An 18,093-nucleotide genomic window follows, 5' to 3' on the forward strand; every position below is an offset into this window, starting at 1 on the left:
TGGCCTCGGGCTGGAAATTTTTCCTTGACAGATATCAAACAGCCAGATCCACTACCCTCAGGATTATCAAGGAGAACCGCCATGCGTAAGATGTTGCTTCTACTCTCGGTTTTTATCTGCATGGGTATGATTCTGTCGGCTGCTGCAAGGATGCAAAAGGACGGCGAACAACCGGCTTTTGCCAATGACCGCATCAAGGTCAAACTCACCACTCAAGCCAAAAACCTGGCTGACCTGCCCCAGGACCTGAACACCGAAAAAACCAGCTTTGGCATCAGGAGCCTGGACGAGAAAATGGCCCGCAACGGCGGGAACAAACTCAAACGGGCCCACCGCCGGGTGAATGACACCGCCTGGGAACAAACCACCGGCTTCGACCGCTGGTTCATCATCATGCTGGACGGCAGCACGGATGTGCAGACAACCTTGGCGGATTTCCTGACCGATCCCGAGGTTGAGGACGCCAGCCTGGAATACTACGCCTACACTCAGGCCGTGCCCAACGATACCTATTACGGTGACAACTGGGGCCACAACAACACCGGCCAGTTCCCTTCCTGGCAAGTAAGCACCTACGATTATACCGGTCCCGCGGTGGGAACCCCAGGCTGGGACACCCACGCTGAGGAAGCTTGGAATTATGGATACGGCAATTCCAGTATCGTGATCGCCATCATCGACTCCGGAGTGGACACCAGCCATCCGGATCTCACTCTGGTGGCGGGTTACGACTACGGCGTGGGCGACAACAACCCCATGGACGATGCGCCGGATGCCGGCCATGGCACCCAGGCAGCCGGAATCGCGGCTGCCAAGGCCAACAACAACCTCGGTGTGGTCGGCAGCGCCGGAGGTTGCAGCATCATGCCCCTCAAGGTGGCCAGCGCCACCGGCGGCATGACCTTTACAGCAATCGCCAATGCCATAACCCACGCGGCGGACAACGGAGCCCACGTGATCAGCATGAGCCTGGGCGCCCAGGGTATCTCATCCGACCCCACAGTCGATCCGACCCTCACCTACGCGAACAACGCTGGAGTGGTGATTCTCGCTTCATCAGGCAACTATTATGATCCTGCCTATATGGGTACAGGAGTCAATGAAACTCAGAACGCCATAGGTTATCCCTCCAACAACCAGTATGTGATCAGCGTGGGTGCCGCCGCGCCGGAAGGCGAAAGAAAGAGCTTCACCTCCTCGGACGGAGTGCTATATTACGGCTCCTGCTACGGTTCCGCCACCCAGGACGACCGGCTAGCTGTGGACATCATGGCCCCAACTGAACTTCCCTCCACGGATATTCAAGGCACTGCAGGATGGGCGAATGGCGATTACAACTGGTATTTTGGCGGCACTTCCTGTGCCTGCCCCTATGCCGCCGGCGCCGTGGCGTTACTGCTTTCCCAGGATCCCACCCTCACTCCGGCCGAGATCAGGACCATCATCACCAGCACTGCCACCGACATGACCATCGGCGCTTCCGTGGGTTGGGACATGTACACCGGCTACGGATTGATCAATCTTGAAGCCGCTTTGAACAGTCTGAATCTTGTATCGGTCGAAGACCCCATCACTTTCACGGCCACAGCCGCCAGCACTACCCAGATAGATCTGGCTTGGACCCAAAACGCCGCCAATAATAACGTTATGGTTGCCTGGAGCGCCACCGGCACTTTCGGAGCGCCTATCGCGGGGACCACTTATTCGGCCGGCAACAGCATCACCGGCGGCGGCACCGTTCTCTACAACGGCAGTAACACCAGCTACAGCCATACCGGACGCTCACCCTTTACCACCTACTATTACAAAGCCTGGTCCGTGGGCGACGACAGCGCCAAAGCCGTGGCCTATTCCCCAGGAGTGACAGCTCAGGCCACCACCTTGGCCGACGGCACTGAACGGATCACTTTCTTCGCGGAAAACTGGGACGGCGACCTCAATGACTGGTACGCGGCCCAGGCAAATCAAACTAATTTCTGGACCATCGCCAACGCCACCTATAGAAGCTCGCCCTACTGCGCCTACATCACTAACAGCAGCAGCACGTTGGTAAATGCCTACACCCGCACCGCCACTTCTGTTTCCCATCTCTACGCTCCCGTTTATTTCCCTCCCGGAAACAGCTACCAGCTTAATTTCGCCTGGAAATCCAATGGGCAGGCTACTTACGATGTGCTGGAAGTATTTCTGGTGGATCTGGACCTGAACATTCTTCCCACGGCAGGCACCGCTTTCAGCACCACCTACCGGATCGGGGGGCCATACAACGGACAGGGTACGACCTGGCAGACCCCAGCCATCACCTTGAACAACAATGTCTCCGACACGGTCCAGTTGTTGATATTCTCTTGGAAAAATAACAACTCAACCGCGAACCAACCCCCCGCGGCGGTGGACGACATCAGCATTTCCGGCATCCTGCCTAATCCTCTGATGGGGTTCTCCGATACTGAATTCGATTACGGCTTGGCGCTTAAGGGCAGCAGTGTTTGCACTCCGCACCTTTTCGAGGTGGGAAACATGGCGGGTTCGACCCTGACGATCAATTCTGGTGCTGTTTCTTTGACCGGCATCGATCCTGGCCAGTTTACTCTCGTCGACGACAACACTTATCCCATCAACCTGATCCACGGCCAAACCGCCTCCTGGACAGTAAAATTCGAACCTCAGGCCTCCTCGGCCTACGGTGAAAAAACAGCCAATCTGCAGATCGTGGACAACACCGCCAAGGGGAGTGTGATTATCCCCCAAGTCGATTTCACCAACACCCTGACCGGTGCTACCCGGATCGGAAGGTCTCACGCCGAAGGACACAAACACGCGGACTGTTTTGTGCGAGACCTGAAACCCCGCGCGCAAGACAAGGCGACTTACGCGATCCCCTTGCGTGGATTTGCTGTGGAAGAAGTTCACGAGGATTATTATGACACTTACACAAATTTCGCGCTGACCTTTGCTCCTTGGACTCTATATGACGGAGACGGATACGCCACCTACGGCATCGACGGCGTTACCTTCACCAACTCCGGATACACAGGATCCTACATCATCTTCAATCCGGCCAGTACCACTCCCGCGTTGACTGGAGACTACGAACCCTATTCGGGAACCAAATACGCGGCTTGCTTTGCCGCCACCACCCCTCCCAACAACGACTGGTTGATCTCGCCCGCCCTCAGCTTCGGAGATTCGCCCCGTATCAGCTTCTTTGCCAAGTCCATCACGGATCAGTACGGCTTGGAGCGCTTCAAAGTGCTTTATTCGACCACCGGCAACGCCTACACCAGTTTCACCAACTATCTTGCCGGTAGCGCTACCACCTACGTGGAAGCTCCCACCGAGTGGACCCTCTACGAATACGCGCTGCCCCCGTCCTGCGCGAACACGACAGCCTACATCGCCATTCAGTGTGTTTCCAATGATGCCTTTGCTTTCATGGTGGATGACTTTGTGGCCGGGGATTACTACGAACCAGTTAATCCCATCGAGCTTTCCTCCTTCACCGCCGCCATCTCCGCGGACAACTATGTGAACCTCACCTGGGTAACCCAGACCGAGACTGGTGTGCAGGGCTTTTACGTGCTGCGCAACAGCAATGAGGAATTGGCCACTGCCACCACGGTCAGCGAACTGATCCAGGCCACCAACACCTCGCAGCAGCAGACCTACATCTTCACGGACGCAGAGATCCAAGAGGACGGAACCTATTACTACTGGCTGCAAAACTCCGATCTGGACGGAACCGTGGACTACCACGGCCCCATTTCCATCGCTTACGCGGCTGTGGGTTCCGGCACACCCTCCATTCCTCTGGTCACGGCGCTCGGTCCGGCCTACCCCAATCCCTTCAATCCCAGCACCACGCTGTCTTACAGCCTGGCGGAACCCGCGCCGGTGGTGATCGATATCTACAACCAGCGCGGCCAGATCGTGCGGTCTTATCACAAGGAACATAGTGCCCCCGGCCAATTCAGCCTTGCCTTCGATGGCCGCGACCGCAACGGGGTGCCGCTCTCCAGCGGGGTTTATCTCTACCGCATGAGCGCGGGGACGTTCTCCCAGTTCCGCAAAATGGTGCTCTGCAAATAATCCTTCTCATAAGACACTCCCAAAGCCCGGGACCCCTCGTTCCGGGCTTTCTCCATCTGGTGTGTAAGGTCTCAGTAAAAGTACCCTGAGGATTTTCCCTTGACGCTTTTCCCTTCAATGGATAATCAACGCCCAGTCAGAAAGGAGTGGAGATGCAACTGTTACCCGGCGCCAAAATTCGCGATTACGAGATCATCCGCCTCATCGGCAGCGGCGGCATGGGCGAAGTGTGGCTGGCCCGCGAAACCATGCTGGACCGTCTGGTGGCGGTGAAGCTGATCAGCGTTCGGCTCACCCAGGACCAGGCTTTTGCCGCCCGCTTTCAGAATGAGGCCCGCATCCAGGCCCGGCTCAGCCATCCCCACATCGTTGGCCTGCTGTCCTTTTTTGAAGAGCGGGGCGATTATTGCATGGTGCAGGAATACGCGCCCGGCATCACCCTCAGGGAACTGATAGAACGCACCGGACCCATCCCGGAGCGTCGCGCTCTGGGCATTTTCCGCCAGCTGGTGGAGGCCCTGGCTTACGCGCACAACAAGGGGATCATCCACCGGGACGTGAAGCCGGCCAACATCATGGTGGACACGCAAAACAGCGACGCCGTGAAGGTGATGGATTTCGGTATCGCGCGGCTGCTGGAGGACGGGCATCTCACCCGGCCCGGATCGGTGGTGGGTTCCACTTCCTACATGAGCCCCGAACAGGTGCTTTCGCAGGAAAACCTTGATCAGCGCACGGACATCTATTCCGCCGGCGTGGTCCTCTACGAAATGCTCAGCGGCCGCCTGCCCTTCGATCCGAACAGCGAAAGCCACTACAGCATCCAGAACAAGATCGTATCCCAGGAGCTTCCGGACCCCCGCTCAGTTTATCCTTACATCAGCGATGCCACCGTCTTTCTGCTGCGTCGCCTCACCCAGAAAAACCGCGATTTCCGCCTCGCCAGGATCGCCAACGCGCTGAATCTGGCGGATCACGGCTCCCAGGGCGTTATGGGGTCCGCGCCGGGAAAGGATTTCCCCTCCGCCGCGGATGAGGATCTGGTTTTGGAGGATCCCCCCAAACGCGCCAAAACCTGGCTGGACTTTTGGTACATCTACCTCCTCCTGATCGGCCTGATCGCCTTTCTGCTCTACCGTTACGCCACCTCACCCGTCCAAACGGACTGGCCCGTCCAACCCGGGTCTGTTGCTGGCACGGACACGGCCGGAGTGGAAGTGGCGCCGCTGGCTGCCAAAACGGTGGAAAAATACATGCCCGCGGGCCCGGATTTCATCTATGTGGCCGGCGGCACCTTCCACATGGGCGCCAACGGCGTCAACGCCAATGAACAGCCGGTGCACCAGGTGCAGGTTTCCCCCTTTTACATCTGCCGCCACGAGGTCACCCAGGCCGAATGGAGCTCGGTGCTGGGCCACAATCCCGCTTACAATGCGGGTCCAGACCATCCCGTGGAGCGCATCAGCTGGGAAGACGCCGTCAATTACTGCAACAACCGCAGCATCAGGGAAGGCCTCCAACCCTGTTACAGAGGCTATATGGACGATCTCTATTGTGATTTCGGCGCCAACGGCTACCGCCTGCCCACCGAGGCCGAGTGGGAATATGCCGCCCGCGGAGGTGCCCGGGGCCGGGGTTTCAGCTTCTCTGGCTCCAACTCTTTGGCAGAAGTGGCCTGGTACAGCCATAATTCCGGCCAAAAGTCCCACCGCGTGGGCTCCCGCGATCCCAACGAGCTGGGCCTTTACGACATGAGCGGCAACGTTTGGGAATGGTGCTGGGACTGGTATGATCCCGCCTACTACAGCTGGGGGGCCTACAGCGACCCGCGCGGCCCGGACCACGGCACCCAGAGAACCCTGCGGGGCGGCTCCTGGAACTACGACAGCACCCTCAACCGCGTTGCCTTCCGCAACATGGACCTTAGCACCACCAAATATTACAATCTCGGGCTGCGGGTGGTGCGTTCGCGGATGTGATCCCAGTCGGTCCGGCCTGGAATATCCGCAATTTGCCTGAGAGGGAACCAAAGATTGATCGATCCATCAGGAGTTGTCCGGGTGTCGATCCCTTTCCCTGTCAAGACGGAAGGCGACGGCTTCAGCAACCGGCAGCCCCAACTGGGATTTTCCTTGACGGTTTTCCGCTCAGCGGATAATCAACCCCAATCATAAAGGGAGGGGACATGCAATTGTCACCCGGCGTTAAAATTCGCGATTACGAGGCCGTGCGCCTGATCGGCAGCGGCGGCATGGGTGAGGTGTGGCTGGCCCGGGATGACATGCTGGACCGCGAGGTGGCCATCAAACGGCTGAACAACCTGCTCACCCAGGACGCTGATTTCGCCGCCCGCTTCCAAAGCGAGGCCCGCATCCAGGCCAAACTCAAGCATCCGAACATCGTGGGCATCCTCGCCTTTTTCGCCGAGGCCGGAGACTACTATATGGTGCTGGAATACGCTCCCGGCATCACTCTGCGCGAGTTGATCGACCGCACGGGCCCCGTCCCGGAACAGCGCGCCCTGCGGATCTTTGACCAGATCGCCGCCGCCCTGGCCTCCGCCCACGCCAAGGGCATCATCCACCGCGACGTGAAACCCTCCAACATCATGGTCGATCCCGCCAATGCCGACCACGTGCTGATGATGGATTTCGGCATCGCCAGATTGCTTTCGGAAGGCCACCTCACCCGCACCGGCACACGCTTGGGCACCATGCACTACATGAGCCCGGAACAGGTGATGGCGGTGAAAGACATCGATGCCCGCAGCGACGTCTATTCAGCCGGCGTGGTGCTCTACGAAATGCTCAGCGGCCGCCTGCCCTTCAATGCCGACACCGACAGCGAATACGTGATCCAGCACAAGATCGTCACGGAAGAGATCCCCGACCCGCGGGCCGTTTATCCCCACATCTCCGAAGCGGCCATGGCTCTGCTGAGGTCATGCACCATCAAGGACAGAAATCTGCGCCCGCCCGGATTTGGCGAAAATGCTGTAGCTCCCATACCTCAGGCATCAGTACCATTACAAGTTTTACCGCCATTATCTCCAGCGTCAACGATCCCCATTCCTAAACAATTCGAAAATCTGCACACCAACCTGGTCCTCATCGAAGGCGGCACTTTCATGATGGGCTCAGAGCAGGGCAATACTGATGAAAAACCAGTCCATGCGGTGACTTTGTCGCCATATTATATCTGCATGTATCAAGTTACGCAAGCGGAGTGGATTAAAATCATGGGAGTCTCCCCATCTCGGTTTCGAGGCCACGATCTTCCCGTTGATTCAGTATCGTGGAATGATGCGGTCGAATTCTGCAATCGCTTGAGCGTCCAGTCGGGCTTGCGGCCTTGTTATCGAACCCTGAGAGAAGGCGGCAGTCTCCGGTCACAGATCATTGAGGCAGATTGGTCGGCCAACGGTTTCAGGCTCCCCACCGAGGCGGAGTGGGAGTACGCGGCCCGGGGCGGGAAATATGGCCGCGGTTTCCAATTCTCCGGCTCTGATCAAGTTGACGCGGTTGCCTGGTATAGTGGCAATTCCGGAGGGCAACCCCATCCGGTGGGATCCAAACAGGCCAATGAACTGGGTCTCTTCGATATGAGCGGCAACGTCTGGGAATGGTGCTGGGATTGGTATGACAGCGCTTACTATGCCACAAGTCCGGGCCATGATCCCCAGGGTCCGAGTACGGGCTCATACCGTATGTTGCGCGGTGGCTTCTGGGACAACGGTGCAACTGGCTGCCGGGTGTCGTACCGTGGTAACGGCGATCCGTGCGACGGCTACAGCTACTACGGGTTCCGTGTCTGCAGGACTATAAATTGATTGCTTCTTGGCTCTTGGTACTTGGTTTTTGGCCCCTTCGGCTCTTTTTCCAACCGGGTGGGTAATTCGTTGTTATCCAGCCCGGAGGGCGACAGATCATAGCGAGGGAGCGTAAGCCCCTCTTAACGAGAGCAACAACAAAGTGAGAAGCCCCTTGTGGGCGACAGGAATCCATCCCCGCGGTTCTGGCGCCCGCAAGGGGCTCGATCCTCCGTTTATCACTCTTACGAGTGGTTTCGTTCCCGCCCCACGGCATCGCTGCGCTCCTCCGCGGGGTCCCCGGTCACTTCACACCCTCGCTTTGGTATGTCGCCCTCCGGGCTAAGCCACTCGGTTGGAAAGAGAGCCATACTTATGGCTCAAGTTCATTTATGGTGGGTAAACTCTAGTATCCTATCCGTCATTCCAGCGCAGGCTGGAATCCAGGTCTTTTGTCCGGTTCGTAGCGCAGCATGCCAATGCTGCGTTTTGGCTTTTCGCAGGATCGGGATCTTGCGCCACGGGGCTTTTCTGGATCCCGGCCTGCGCTGGGATTACGGCACCCACTCTATTTGAACATGAGCCATACTTTTCATGTCAGGCGGCGGCTTCAGCCACCGTTACCTCCAGCGTTACAACAAGATAGACGATCTCCGGCGGGCTTCAGCCACCGGTAAATCCTTTGACCCGCCCTTTGCCCCAGCCTGTTCACCCCTCTTCCGCCTCCCGCACACTTCCCGCCTAACAGGCGGGAAGTGTGCGGGAAGTCAAGGGGAGGCGAAGGGGAAGGGGCTAAGGGCCGAACCCCCAGGATTCGCCAGATTTCTGACGCCCCATACCCCTTTCCGCTCTTTATCTATAGTGGGTAACATTCAGCCGCTTGTCCAGGGAAAAATGGAGAAAGAAGAAGACCGGGCCCTGGATCGGAAGGTCGACGTCCCCGTCGACCAAGCTCCGGAGGAGCTTTCTCTGATGCTGGAACCCTGGATGCCACCAAGGTGTGGATGTGTGTTATGCAAAGCCTCGCGGGTTTGTGGTCGACGGGGACGTCGACCTTCCGCGGGACAACAGAGCTGCTATGGGGTTCTCAGCAGGGGCAGGAAGTTCAGTTTATATTCCTCGGCCAGTTTGTTGCCGCTGATATCGGCGGCGGAGACGGTGAGGACATAGGAGCGGTAGTTTTGCAGGGCGCGCGTGGGTTTGAAGGTGTAGGTGGCTGTATCGGCGCCGCCAAGGGTGATGGCGATTTCCGCGTTGGCTTCCGCGGCCTTGAGCGTGGCTTTCAGCGCGGAGGCGGGGATGGTTTCGGAAAAACGTATTTCCAGAGTTGGTTCCAGGGTATTCACGGAAGTGCCGTTGCGGGGGGTGCTGGATAAAACGGTAGGCGCGGCGGTATCGGCGATCTGGGAGGAGCGGAAATCGGCCTTGTCCACCGGAGTGCTGTTGCCCCGGGCGTCTCGCGCGCCGCGGACCTCGACGCGGTATTCCTGGGCTTCCTGGACCCCGGTGAGCAGGGTGAGTTTGTCTCCGGCAAGGCTGGTGATCAGGACAGGGAGCTCGCCGCCGTTATCCAGGCGGTTCAGTTTCACGGAGTCGTAGCCGGACAGGGGTTCGGAAAAAAGTATCTCCACTTCGCGCTGGTGCCGGGCCTGGGCGAGTTTCATCACGGGCCGGGTGCTGTCGGCATAGGCCAGGGTGATGTCCAGGTTTTGGGAACGCCGCAGGTTCACGCTGGCGGAAAAGAAGGGTTCGCTGTCCGGGTCGTGGCGGTTGTTGCGGTCTTTGTCGATGTAGGCGCGGAGCAGATAGGACGCGGGATTGAGGGTTTCCAGGGCGTAGGCCGGGCCGCGGGAAACAGTGCTGATCACGTTCAGCGAATCGGCGGAAAGCAGCCGCAGCTGCACCGGCAAGGCCGCGTCCGCCTCATCTTCAAAGCTCACGGTGCCGGCCAGTTGAAGTTGGTTGAGCTGGCCGCTGGCAAAGACGAGGGTCTGGTTTTCCAGGGGCGAATTGCCGCGGATGTCCTTCAGCCTGGTGCTCACGGTCACGTAGTAGTTCGTGTCCGGCAAAAGCTCCTCGTTGAAGCGGATGAGCAGGGTGCTCTTGTCCACGCTGATCTTCTTGTCCTGCACCGGAGGATAGATATACACCGCCTGGGTTACGGAACTCTTGTCCAGCGGCTTGGAGAAATTGATCTCGAGGCGTCCGTTCGTGATCTGGCCAAACTGCGCGGGCAGGGAACTGAGGATGGCGGGACGGTCCAGATCCTCGGGGCCGCCGGTGGGGCTTTTTTTGCTGCCGCAGGAAGCCAGCAAAAGCAGCGCCAGCAGCAGGATAAGGTCAAAAACCTTTTTCATTGAGTCCTTCCAGGCTCAGAGAGCCGCTTTGGCGCAGCGCGCGCACATATTTGCCGAACACGTCGTATTCGAGGTTGACGGACGCCCCGGACGCCAGCTGGCCGAGATTGGAATTCCGGAGGGTGTGGGAGATCAGGGCCACGCTGAAAGATGTGGGGCCGAGTTCCGCGAGGGTGAGGCTGACGCCGTTCACGGCCACGGAGCCTTGCGGCACCAGCAGTTCGCGGTCGCGGGGGTCGAGGGAAAAGCGCAGCCGGGTGGTGCCGCTTCTCGTGCTGGTTTCCAGCAGCTTGGCCACGCGGTCGATGTGGCCCTGCACCCAGTGTCCGTCCAGGCGGTCACCAAGCTTGAGCGCGGGTTCCAGATTGAGCAGGGTGTTGGTGTTCCAGGCCCCGGCGGTGCTTTTGGCCAGGGTTTCGGCCATCACCTCCACCTCGAAGCTGGCTTGGTTGAAGCTGATAACGGTGAGGCAAATGCCGTCGCAGGCGATGCTGGCGCCCTCCCGGAGTTCTGCCAACACGGCGGGACGCTGGATGGCGACTATCTTAACGCCGCCGGAGGGAACCACGCGGAGGATCTTGGCTGTGGCCTGGATGATGCCTGTGAACATGGTTTTAAACCGGATAGCGCCGTTTCCAGGCGTTGGCGAGGGTGAGCTGGCTGCTGTATTCCAGGTCGCCGCCGAAGGGGATGCCGGTGGAGAGGCGGGTAACCTGAACGCCTTTGTCTTTCAGCAATTCGGATAGGTAATGGATGGTGGCCTCGCCTTCCGGAGAGGGTTTGAGGGCCAGCACCAGTTCCTCTGGGCGCAGCGCGGCGATCCGGGCCAGCAATTGTTCGGAGCGGATCTGCTCGGGGCCGTAGCCGTCGATGGGGGAGAGCAGATGGCCCAGCACGAAATAGCGTCCCCTGTAGTCGTTCATGTTTTCGATGATCTGGATGTCGGCCGTGCTTTCCACCACACAGAGGAGGGCGTCGGAACGCTCGCCGGAAGCGCAGAAGGGGCAGGGATCGCTTTCGGCCAGCATGTTGCAGAGGCCGCAGCTGGTGAAGCTTTCCACCGTGCTGGTGATGGTGGCGGCCAGTTCCAGGGCGAAATCCTTGTTTTGGCTCACCAGAAACCAGGCCAGGCGCTGCGCGGTCTTGCGGCCAATGCCGGGAAAGCGGTTCAGGGACTGGATCAGGCGTTCCAGAGCGGGGGAAACGAGCATCTACATCAGCCCGGGGATCTTCATGCCGCCGGTAACTTTGCCCATGATCTCTTCCGAGGCCATGGCCACCTGGGCGTGAGCTTCCTTAAGTGCCGCCAGGATCAGGTCCTGCAGCATCTCCACGTCGTCCGGGCTCACTGCCTCGGGATCGATGGTGAGGGATCGTACTTCGTATTTGCCGGTCATTTCCAGCTTGACCACACCGCCGCCGGTGGTAATGGCGAAGACCTTGGATTCCAGTTCCTGCTGGGATCTCAGCATCTCCTGCTGCATCTTCTGGGCCTGTTTCATCAGTTGATTCATGTTTTGCATATCTGATCCTTTGTTGTCTGTCGTTAAAGCCGGTATAAAATCGGCCTGGAAAAACAAGCCTCCCCACAGGCAGAAATCCGTCAAGCGATTAGTGGGTGAAATGGCTGGCCACACACCAGCCCAGCCTCCGAACCAGCAAAAAAGTCCCGTCGTGAAAGGCGGGACTTGTAATGTGCGATGTGGATGAAGGGTTAATTGTGTTCCCGGATGGGCGTTTCCTCCTTTTTTACAGGAAAGCGTTCGGCTTTGACACGATAGAAGCGCCGCAATGGGCCGGGAGTGGTGTCCTCGAACTCGGTGGTGAAGGAATAGCCCAGCAAAGTGGTGAAGGGCCCGTAGGGATCGGTGTCGGTATAGACGTTGAAGCGGTTGACGCTGATGGGATAGGTCCAGCCCAGGACAACGTCGTCATCACCGGCATTGTAGCTGATCGACAGGGGATCGATGACAGGCAGGGGCTGCCAGTTGATGGTGAAAGCGCCGTAGACGTTGTTGGTTTCAATTGCTTCCGCAACCTCCTGGTCGGTGTCTATCTGCAGCCAGGAAAACCATTGGCCCGTGAGCCCGGCATCATAATTGGCAACCATGAATATGTAGTCAACAGGCAGGCCCGCGGGAAGAGATGGGATCCGCATCCAGCGGTCTCCAGCCATTGAAGAAGATGGCGCTGAAGACTGGTTGTAATAGAGGTCCAGATAGAAGCTCTGAGCCAGGGCGCCGGTGCTGGCGTTGACCACGGTGACCTGAACCTGGCGGCTGTCGCCCAGATAGGGGTCAGGGGTGGCTGGTGACCAGACGGCCTTTAGAACCCGCAGGTCCGGGCTGGCCGTGGCGGTGGTCCAGAAGATTCTGAAGTAATCGTCGTTGTCATAGGTCTCGCCGGCAAAACCACCCGTGGCGTTGGCCAGGTTCACTATGCCCTCGTTAACCGTCTTGCGCACGTTGGTAGCTCCGCCGCCTGCGTTGGTGGGGAAGGAGGCGTTGGCGATCAACAGGTTCTGAGAATTGTTTAGGGTCAGCAGGGTACCCCCGGCCGGTCCGTTTCTAAACACACAGTTTGCGAAGGAATGGATGGGGTCCACGTTTGCTGATTCATGCACGTTCACACCGCTGGATGAGAGAAGTTCGAAGATGCCAAATTCCGCCGCGATGGTGGCGCCCGCGTACACATTCAGGTATGACAGGCCCACCGATGTGCTGATCAGGGTTGGGGCGGCTGAAGTTCCGAGCACCTCCAGCCTGCCTCCATCATAAACATAGGTCCCGTCGGCAGATGTCAGCCAGACGCAGGCCCCCTCATCGACGTTGAAGATGCCGTAAACCAAGATGTCCTGATCGCAGGTGATGTCCCAGGTGTTGCAGGTCAGGGTACCGCTTTCCACGGTAAGATTGCCGTTGCAGTCAAGGTTGCTGAGCAGGGAGGCTGTCTGGCTGCGGGTGAGGGTGACCGGTTCGCCGTTTCTATCCATTACAGTCACAGGTTGGCCGTCGCCATCATTTGCCTTGGCCAAGCTGCCTTTGCGGATCTTCACATTCCACAGGCTGCCGGCATACATGGCGAGCGAGGCATCTGTAGTTCCGGTGAGTTCCACCGTTCCGCCAGTGGGATTAAAATCTGTGCGAAGGCAGAAGAAACTCGTGTCGGTGCGGATGATGCCGCCGGTGACGTTGCTGGTGAGGACGTTAGCGGCATAGACGTAGATCGCGTCATCATGCCTGTAAAGCAGGCCATCAGACATGGTCAGGCTGGCGTTGCCGCCGTTGGGGAGATATGTGTAAGCGCCTGGAGTCCCGCCGTAGAGATGCAGTTCGCCGCCGCTGATGTTCAGCTCGGCCTGGATATCCAGATACTGCCCTGCATCCTGGTGGAAGTGGATGGTGCCGGCGCCAAGGTTGATCACGCCCAGGATGTAGGCATCAACCAGGTCCAGGGCGGTGAAGGAACCGCCATTCACAGTCAGGGTGCCCAGGGTCCAGTCATAGGATGAGCAGGTCACTGAATAACCCGAGGCAACCTGCAGACCCAAGGAAGTACTTTTTGCCAACTCCAGCGAGTAGAAAACCTCGTCTGCATAGATAGTACTAAGCGCGTTTCCATCAAAAACTACCAACCCGGTACCTTCGGTGAAGGCCGCTTCGCCGAGGGAGTTAAACCAGCTGCCTCTCACGTTCATATTCGCGGGGGCGATGAAAGTGCCCGCAAGGATCTGGAAAAAGCCGTTGATATCCAGGTCACTTTCGGCTGTGATGGAATTGGCGCGCAGGCTTAGACCGGTTTCCAGGTCTTCCGCCAAGCTTTCGCTGGCCGATTTTGAGCTGGCTTTGTTGATGATGAGAGTGAAGAGGCTGGAGCCGGGATCGTGGGCGATGATATGGTCCCCGCTGCCATAGAGTTCGAAGATATTTCCGCTGGGGTTGAAGTCGCTGCGGGTGACGGACAGGGACCCGGTCATCCTGATCCTGCCGCCGGAGATGGTATCCGTGAAACTGAGAGTTGGATCGTTATTGTTGATCCATACCCCCTGGTCATGGAAGTCTAGGATGCCGCCGCTCATCTCGATCAACGCGTCATCGGTATATGGCCAGCGGGACCGGATTGAGCCGCCGTAAACGTTGAAATTGCCGCCGAAGATGTGCAACTCGCCGTTCAGGTGGATGTTTCTGCCGGTGCCAAGGGCGTACAGGTTGATGGTGCCGGTGTCATTCAGATACCAGGTCCCTTCGATGAGGTTGGCGGCCAGGCTGTTGGCGGTGAAGGTTCCGGTCAGGACGTCCACCGCGCCGGCGATCCAGTCGTAGCTGGCGCAGGTGACCACGGCGCTACTGTTGTTGATCCTCAGCGCTCCGCCGCTTTTGTTCACCACCAGGTTGTTGAAGTTTTCGCTGTGATTGCAGTATTGATGGACGCTGCCGTTGAAGGTGACGGTGGAGGTTCCTTCGGCAAAGGCGTCCGTGGCCGCGGTCCTGATCCAGTCGCCGCCAAGGGTGATCCCCCAGGCGCCGGGATCGAATATTCCGCTTTCCATCACAAGGTCATTCACAACGGTGAGGTTTTGGGTCAGGTTCACTTTCGTCGTGGGGCTGATCACCAGATTGTTCAGATAGCAGGAGCTGCCCAGCAGATCGAGCTGCTGGGTGCTGCCGTCCATGATGAGGGTGCCATAGTACAGCTTGACGCCGTTGCTGCCGGTGTTGTAATCCCTGAAATAAGGCCCCTTGACGGTAACGTTGCCAGTGTACCAACAATAGAGGCTGCTGCCGTCGTAGCACCAGATGCTGCCGTTGAAGATGAAATCGTAGGTTGAGGAGTCGTGCAGGATCACGGCATTGGGAGCGTCGAGGTCGGAGCGGAGGTTATAGAGCCGGGTATTGGGGCTGAAGTTGTAGATGTAGCAACTGCTGGAGCCGTTGAATTCCAGATAGCCCAAGGCCAGTTGGACGTTCGAACCCGCCTTGAAGGTCATATCTCCGCTACAGTAGATATCAGCCGAGGTGCTGGTGATGGAGGCACTGGAGCCGTTTTCCCAGCTGATGTTGCCGCCCACTTCCCAGTCTGTGGCGGAAGTCATCAACATCTGGCCGCTGATGGTGGCATTGTTTGTCACCAGCAGGTCGTAGGTCCCGATCGTCACGCTGGCACCGGTTTCCACCGTCATGTTGTTGCAGTAAGCGGTGTAGTTTGAGGTCACCGGGTAGAGCGGACAGCCGGTCGGGATCAGGACATCGTTGTCGGACTGCGGATAGCTGTTCACGTTCCAGTTGCCGGTTGTATTCCAAGCAGTGGATACGTCTCCTTCCCAGATGTAGCCCTGGTAAAGGGTGCCCTGATAGGTCACCTTGTTGTGGGCGGTCACGGTTACGGTGAACTCAGCGGGAAAGCTGGGCAGGGAGGACAGGGAGAGGGTGGCGATGCCGGCCGCGTTGGCATAGCCCCGTCCGTGGATAGTAGTACCCCGGCTTACTCCCACATAGGCGTAGGGAACGTTGGTGGTCACGGTCAGGGACGGCGTGTCGATTACATCCCTGTAGCTGTCGAAGGACACCGTCATGTTGGTGGGATTGTCGGACCGATAGAGCAGGGAGGGGTCGCCGAAGATGTTCCAGGTTTTGTACATGTCCGGTCCGTCGGTGGGATAATCGTCCAGCATCTTGCAGGCACCGTTGAAGAGCAGGCCGCCCAGGGTGATCTTTGCATCGGCCACCAGCAGGTCCGCGATCTCGTCCTGGGCAGCCATCGGCGGACTCCAGTCCTGGCTGATGGAGCTTCCGTAAAAGGCTATCGAGCCGCCGTTGGTGTGGCGCTGCCAGGCCTCCGCGAAACAGGTTGTGCTGGTGAAGTAACCATTGGAGCAAGCCACGCTGACGATCACCGGGATCTTGTTGCCGTTGGTGAGGGCTGCCACATTGTTGTTGTTGAAACCGGTGGTGCTCCAGGCGGTGGAGCTGCCGTGCCCGGTGTAGTTCACCAGGCCGCGTCCGGCGTTGATGGCAGTGGCCACTTGGGCGGCGGTGGCGCCGGGATCGTAGATCTGGTCCACAGTAAAATAGCCGTAGCCCAGGAGGTCGGTGCGGATGTTGTTCAGATGTTGGTAATCGTACTCCCCGTCATCTCCGGGACCCTGATTGGAGGCCACTCCGGTGGCCTTGTCGATCCAGGTGGCGGTGCTACCAAGGTTCTTTTCGGAGAGGATGATCTTGTTTACCTGGTTGGCCACCTCTGCGTCAGTGGTGGCGGAAAGCCGGCCCACAAAGATGTCCGGGTAGCTGTCGGTTCCGTCCACCAAAGCCAGAATGGGATCCGCCCCACCATTTTGGTGAATGAGGGCGGGCACCTCGGCATGATCGCCAACCAGCAATACGAAGGTGAGCGAAGGGTAATCGTCGTAAAAATCCTGGATATAAGTTTGGATTTCCGCCGCGGTGTCTCCGGTCGTGTCCGTGGAGCGCAGATAGGTCAAGATGCCTTTTTGCCTTTTCCATTCGTAGAGGGGCAGCACCTGATCGTAGAAATCCGGGTCATAGATGATCATCAGATAGCCGATAGTCTCGCTGACCGAAGTGTAGCGGTCGGGACCCCAGTTCAGGAAATGGTTGGCATACACATCCACGAACTCGCGTGAGATGTCAACCGGTGCACGGGTAAGGGTGTTGACGGTGTCCAGCCCTTCCGCGAAAACCCGGACCTTGAAGCTGGTGTATTGCCTCAGGACGCGGGTATTGGGGTTATAGGCAAAGGGTGCCACCTGCACCACGCTGCCCCGGAAATCCCGCATTATGTAGGGTTCAGAGAGGGTGGCCACCTCCGCGGGCCAAAATCCTTCGCTGGCGTAGATCTCGCCGAAGGTCCAAGGCACGCTGGCGGGATCGATGTCGCGGGTGAAGCTGCCCTTGGAGGGCGCTACGGGCAGTTCGGTGTCGATGTATTCCAGATCGTAAACCTCCGCCTTCATCCTGGCCTTGCCGTCGATGATGATGCTGCGGTTGAAGACCGGCAGGTCGGGATACCCCAGTTTCAGGAGCCTGCCTTCCTTGGCCAGACTGATCTGGTACCAAGTGGCTCCGTCGATCTCCTGTTCAAGTTTTTCGTATTTGCCAATTTCATACTGAATGACTGTTTCTGCCAAGGTAGAGGAAAGCACCGTGGCAGAATTCACCCCCGTGCCTGTGCTAACCGCTTCTGCGGCCAGAAAAGGCGCGAGGGCCAAAAGCATCGATAGAAGGATCATGCGTCGCATATTGTCTCCTTTGTTCCTGCGGAACTTGCCGGGTGATTGTTTTTCAATGCTCTGTTCGCTGAACGCCGCTCCAGCTCAAGCCCTCCCAGGAACGCTCCTGTCCCAAGCATATGCAGCCTGCCATCGCCGCGTCCCCGAAACGCTCTGGCGATCATTTTTTCTCCCTGCCCCGACCCTGTTTTGCCGTCCCATTCAGCCGATGAAAAAATCCTTTCCGTTTTCTTCCGGACATCCGAACCCTGCCCGGTCTTATCGCAGCAGGGTTCTCTAAATCCGAACCTGACGGAAACCTGCCAAGGCGGTGATATCATATCAAAGCCTTGCCCTTAACTCATGGTTCCATTATTTTGCTTCCGGCTTAATGTTGTCAAGTATTATTTGGGCCGGATCATGCCCTGTCTCGCTTTTCAGCTTGCCGTCCATTTACCTTAGCCTAGCTTGCGGTAGTCTGGTTCCCTCTGCCACCAAGCCTTTCTGGAACGGGCTTTGGGTGGTTTTGTCCTTTGTCCCCGTCTGTTCGGCCCTATTTCATCCCCCGAATGATCCCCGCCTGCTTGGAGAGGGGCATGCGGGAGGCAGAC

Annotated in this window: 8 protein-coding genes; 3 read left to right on the top strand and 5 right to left on the bottom strand. The window is 58.2% G+C overall.

Features of this window, described 5'->3' with window-relative positions; all coding sequences use genetic code 11:
* Positions 1-81 precede the first annotated feature (81 nt).
* The 3 genes from LHW45_02890 to LHW45_02900 all read left to right on the top strand — a co-directional run bounded on the left by LHW45_02890 (position 82) and on the right by LHW45_02900 (position 7,918).
* Entirely contained in the window at positions 82-4,089 is a 4,008-nt protein-coding gene (locus LHW45_02890; GenBank protein ID MCB5284521.1) for a S8 family serine peptidase, read from the top strand.
* Positions 4,090-4,241: 152 nt separating this feature from the next.
* A complete protein-coding gene (locus LHW45_02895) occupies positions 4,242-6,068 on the top strand; it encodes an SUMF1/EgtB/PvdO family nonheme iron enzyme (GenBank protein MCB5284522.1) in 1,827 nt (608 codons plus the stop codon).
* 206 nt (positions 6,069-6,274) lie between these two features.
* Positions 6,275-7,918, top strand: coding sequence for a bifunctional serine/threonine-protein kinase/formylglycine-generating enzyme family protein (locus tag LHW45_02900; GenBank protein ID MCB5284523.1), 1,644 nt, complete (start codon positions 6,275-6,277; stop codon positions 7,916-7,918).
* 1,055 nt (positions 7,919-8,973) lie between these two features.
* On the opposite strand, the gene LHW45_02905 is transcribed toward LHW45_02900, so the two are convergent.
* From LHW45_02905 to LHW45_02925, 5 genes are all read right to left on the bottom strand, one after another.
* On the bottom strand, positions 8,974-10,254 hold the full coding sequence (locus tag LHW45_02905) for an Ig-like domain-containing protein (GenBank protein MCB5284524.1): 1,281 nt from the start codon (positions 10,252-10,254) through the stop codon (positions 8,974-8,976).
* Positions 10,238-10,864, bottom strand: coding sequence for a riboflavin synthase (locus LHW45_02910; GenBank protein ID MCB5284525.1), 627 nt, complete (start codon positions 10,862-10,864; stop codon positions 10,238-10,240). The genes LHW45_02905 and LHW45_02910 overlap by 17 nt, the downstream gene beginning before the upstream one ends.
* A 4-nt stretch (positions 10,865-10,868) precedes the next feature.
* Complete coding sequence (gene recR, locus LHW45_02915) at positions 10,869-11,465, bottom strand: recombination mediator RecR (GenBank protein MCB5284526.1); 597 nt, start codon at positions 11,463-11,465, stop codon at positions 10,869-10,871.
* Positions 11,466-11,777 (bottom strand): YbaB/EbfC family nucleoid-associated protein, encoded by a 312-nt coding sequence (locus tag LHW45_02920; protein ID MCB5284527.1) that lies wholly within the window; start codon positions 11,775-11,777, stop codon positions 11,466-11,468.
* A 191-nt stretch (positions 11,778-11,968) separates the two neighbouring features.
* On the bottom strand, positions 11,969-17,512 hold the full coding sequence (locus tag LHW45_02925; protein ID MCB5284528.1) for a C25 family cysteine peptidase: 5,544 nt from the start codon (positions 17,510-17,512) through the stop codon (positions 11,969-11,971).
* Between the last annotated feature and the right edge of the window lie 581 nt (positions 17,513-18,093).

The sequence above is a fragment of the Candidatus Cloacimonadota bacterium genome (genome assembly GCA_020532085.1).
Classification (GTDB): Bacteria; Cloacimonadota; Cloacimonadia; order Cloacimonadales; family Cloacimonadaceae; genus Syntrophosphaera.

Coding starts and splice junctions, on each gene's coding strand:
- LHW45_02905 (MCB5284524.1), bottom strand. CDS start 10,254: ATGAAAAAGGTTTTTGACCTTATCCTGCTGCTGGCGCTGCTTTTGCTG.
- LHW45_02890 (MCB5284521.1), top strand. CDS start 82: ATGCGTAAGATGTTGCTTCTACTCTCGGTTTTTATCTGCATGGGTATG.
- LHW45_02920 (MCB5284527.1), bottom strand. CDS start 11,777: ATGCAAAACATGAATCAACTGATGAAACAGGCCCAGAAGATGCAGCAG.
- LHW45_02895 (MCB5284522.1), top strand. CDS start 4,242: ATGCAACTGTTACCCGGCGCCAAAATTCGCGATTACGAGATCATCCGC.
- LHW45_02925 (MCB5284528.1), bottom strand. CDS start 17,512: ATGCGACGCATGATCCTTCTATCGATGCTTTTGGCCCTCGCGCCTTTT.
- recR (MCB5284526.1), bottom strand. CDS start 11,465: ATGCTCGTTTCCCCCGCTCTGGAACGCCTGATCCAGTCCCTGAACCGC.
- LHW45_02900 (MCB5284523.1), top strand. CDS start 6,275: ATGCAATTGTCACCCGGCGTTAAAATTCGCGATTACGAGGCCGTGCGC.
- LHW45_02910 (MCB5284525.1), bottom strand. CDS start 10,864: ATGTTCACAGGCATCATCCAGGCCACAGCCAAGATCCTCCGCGTGGTT.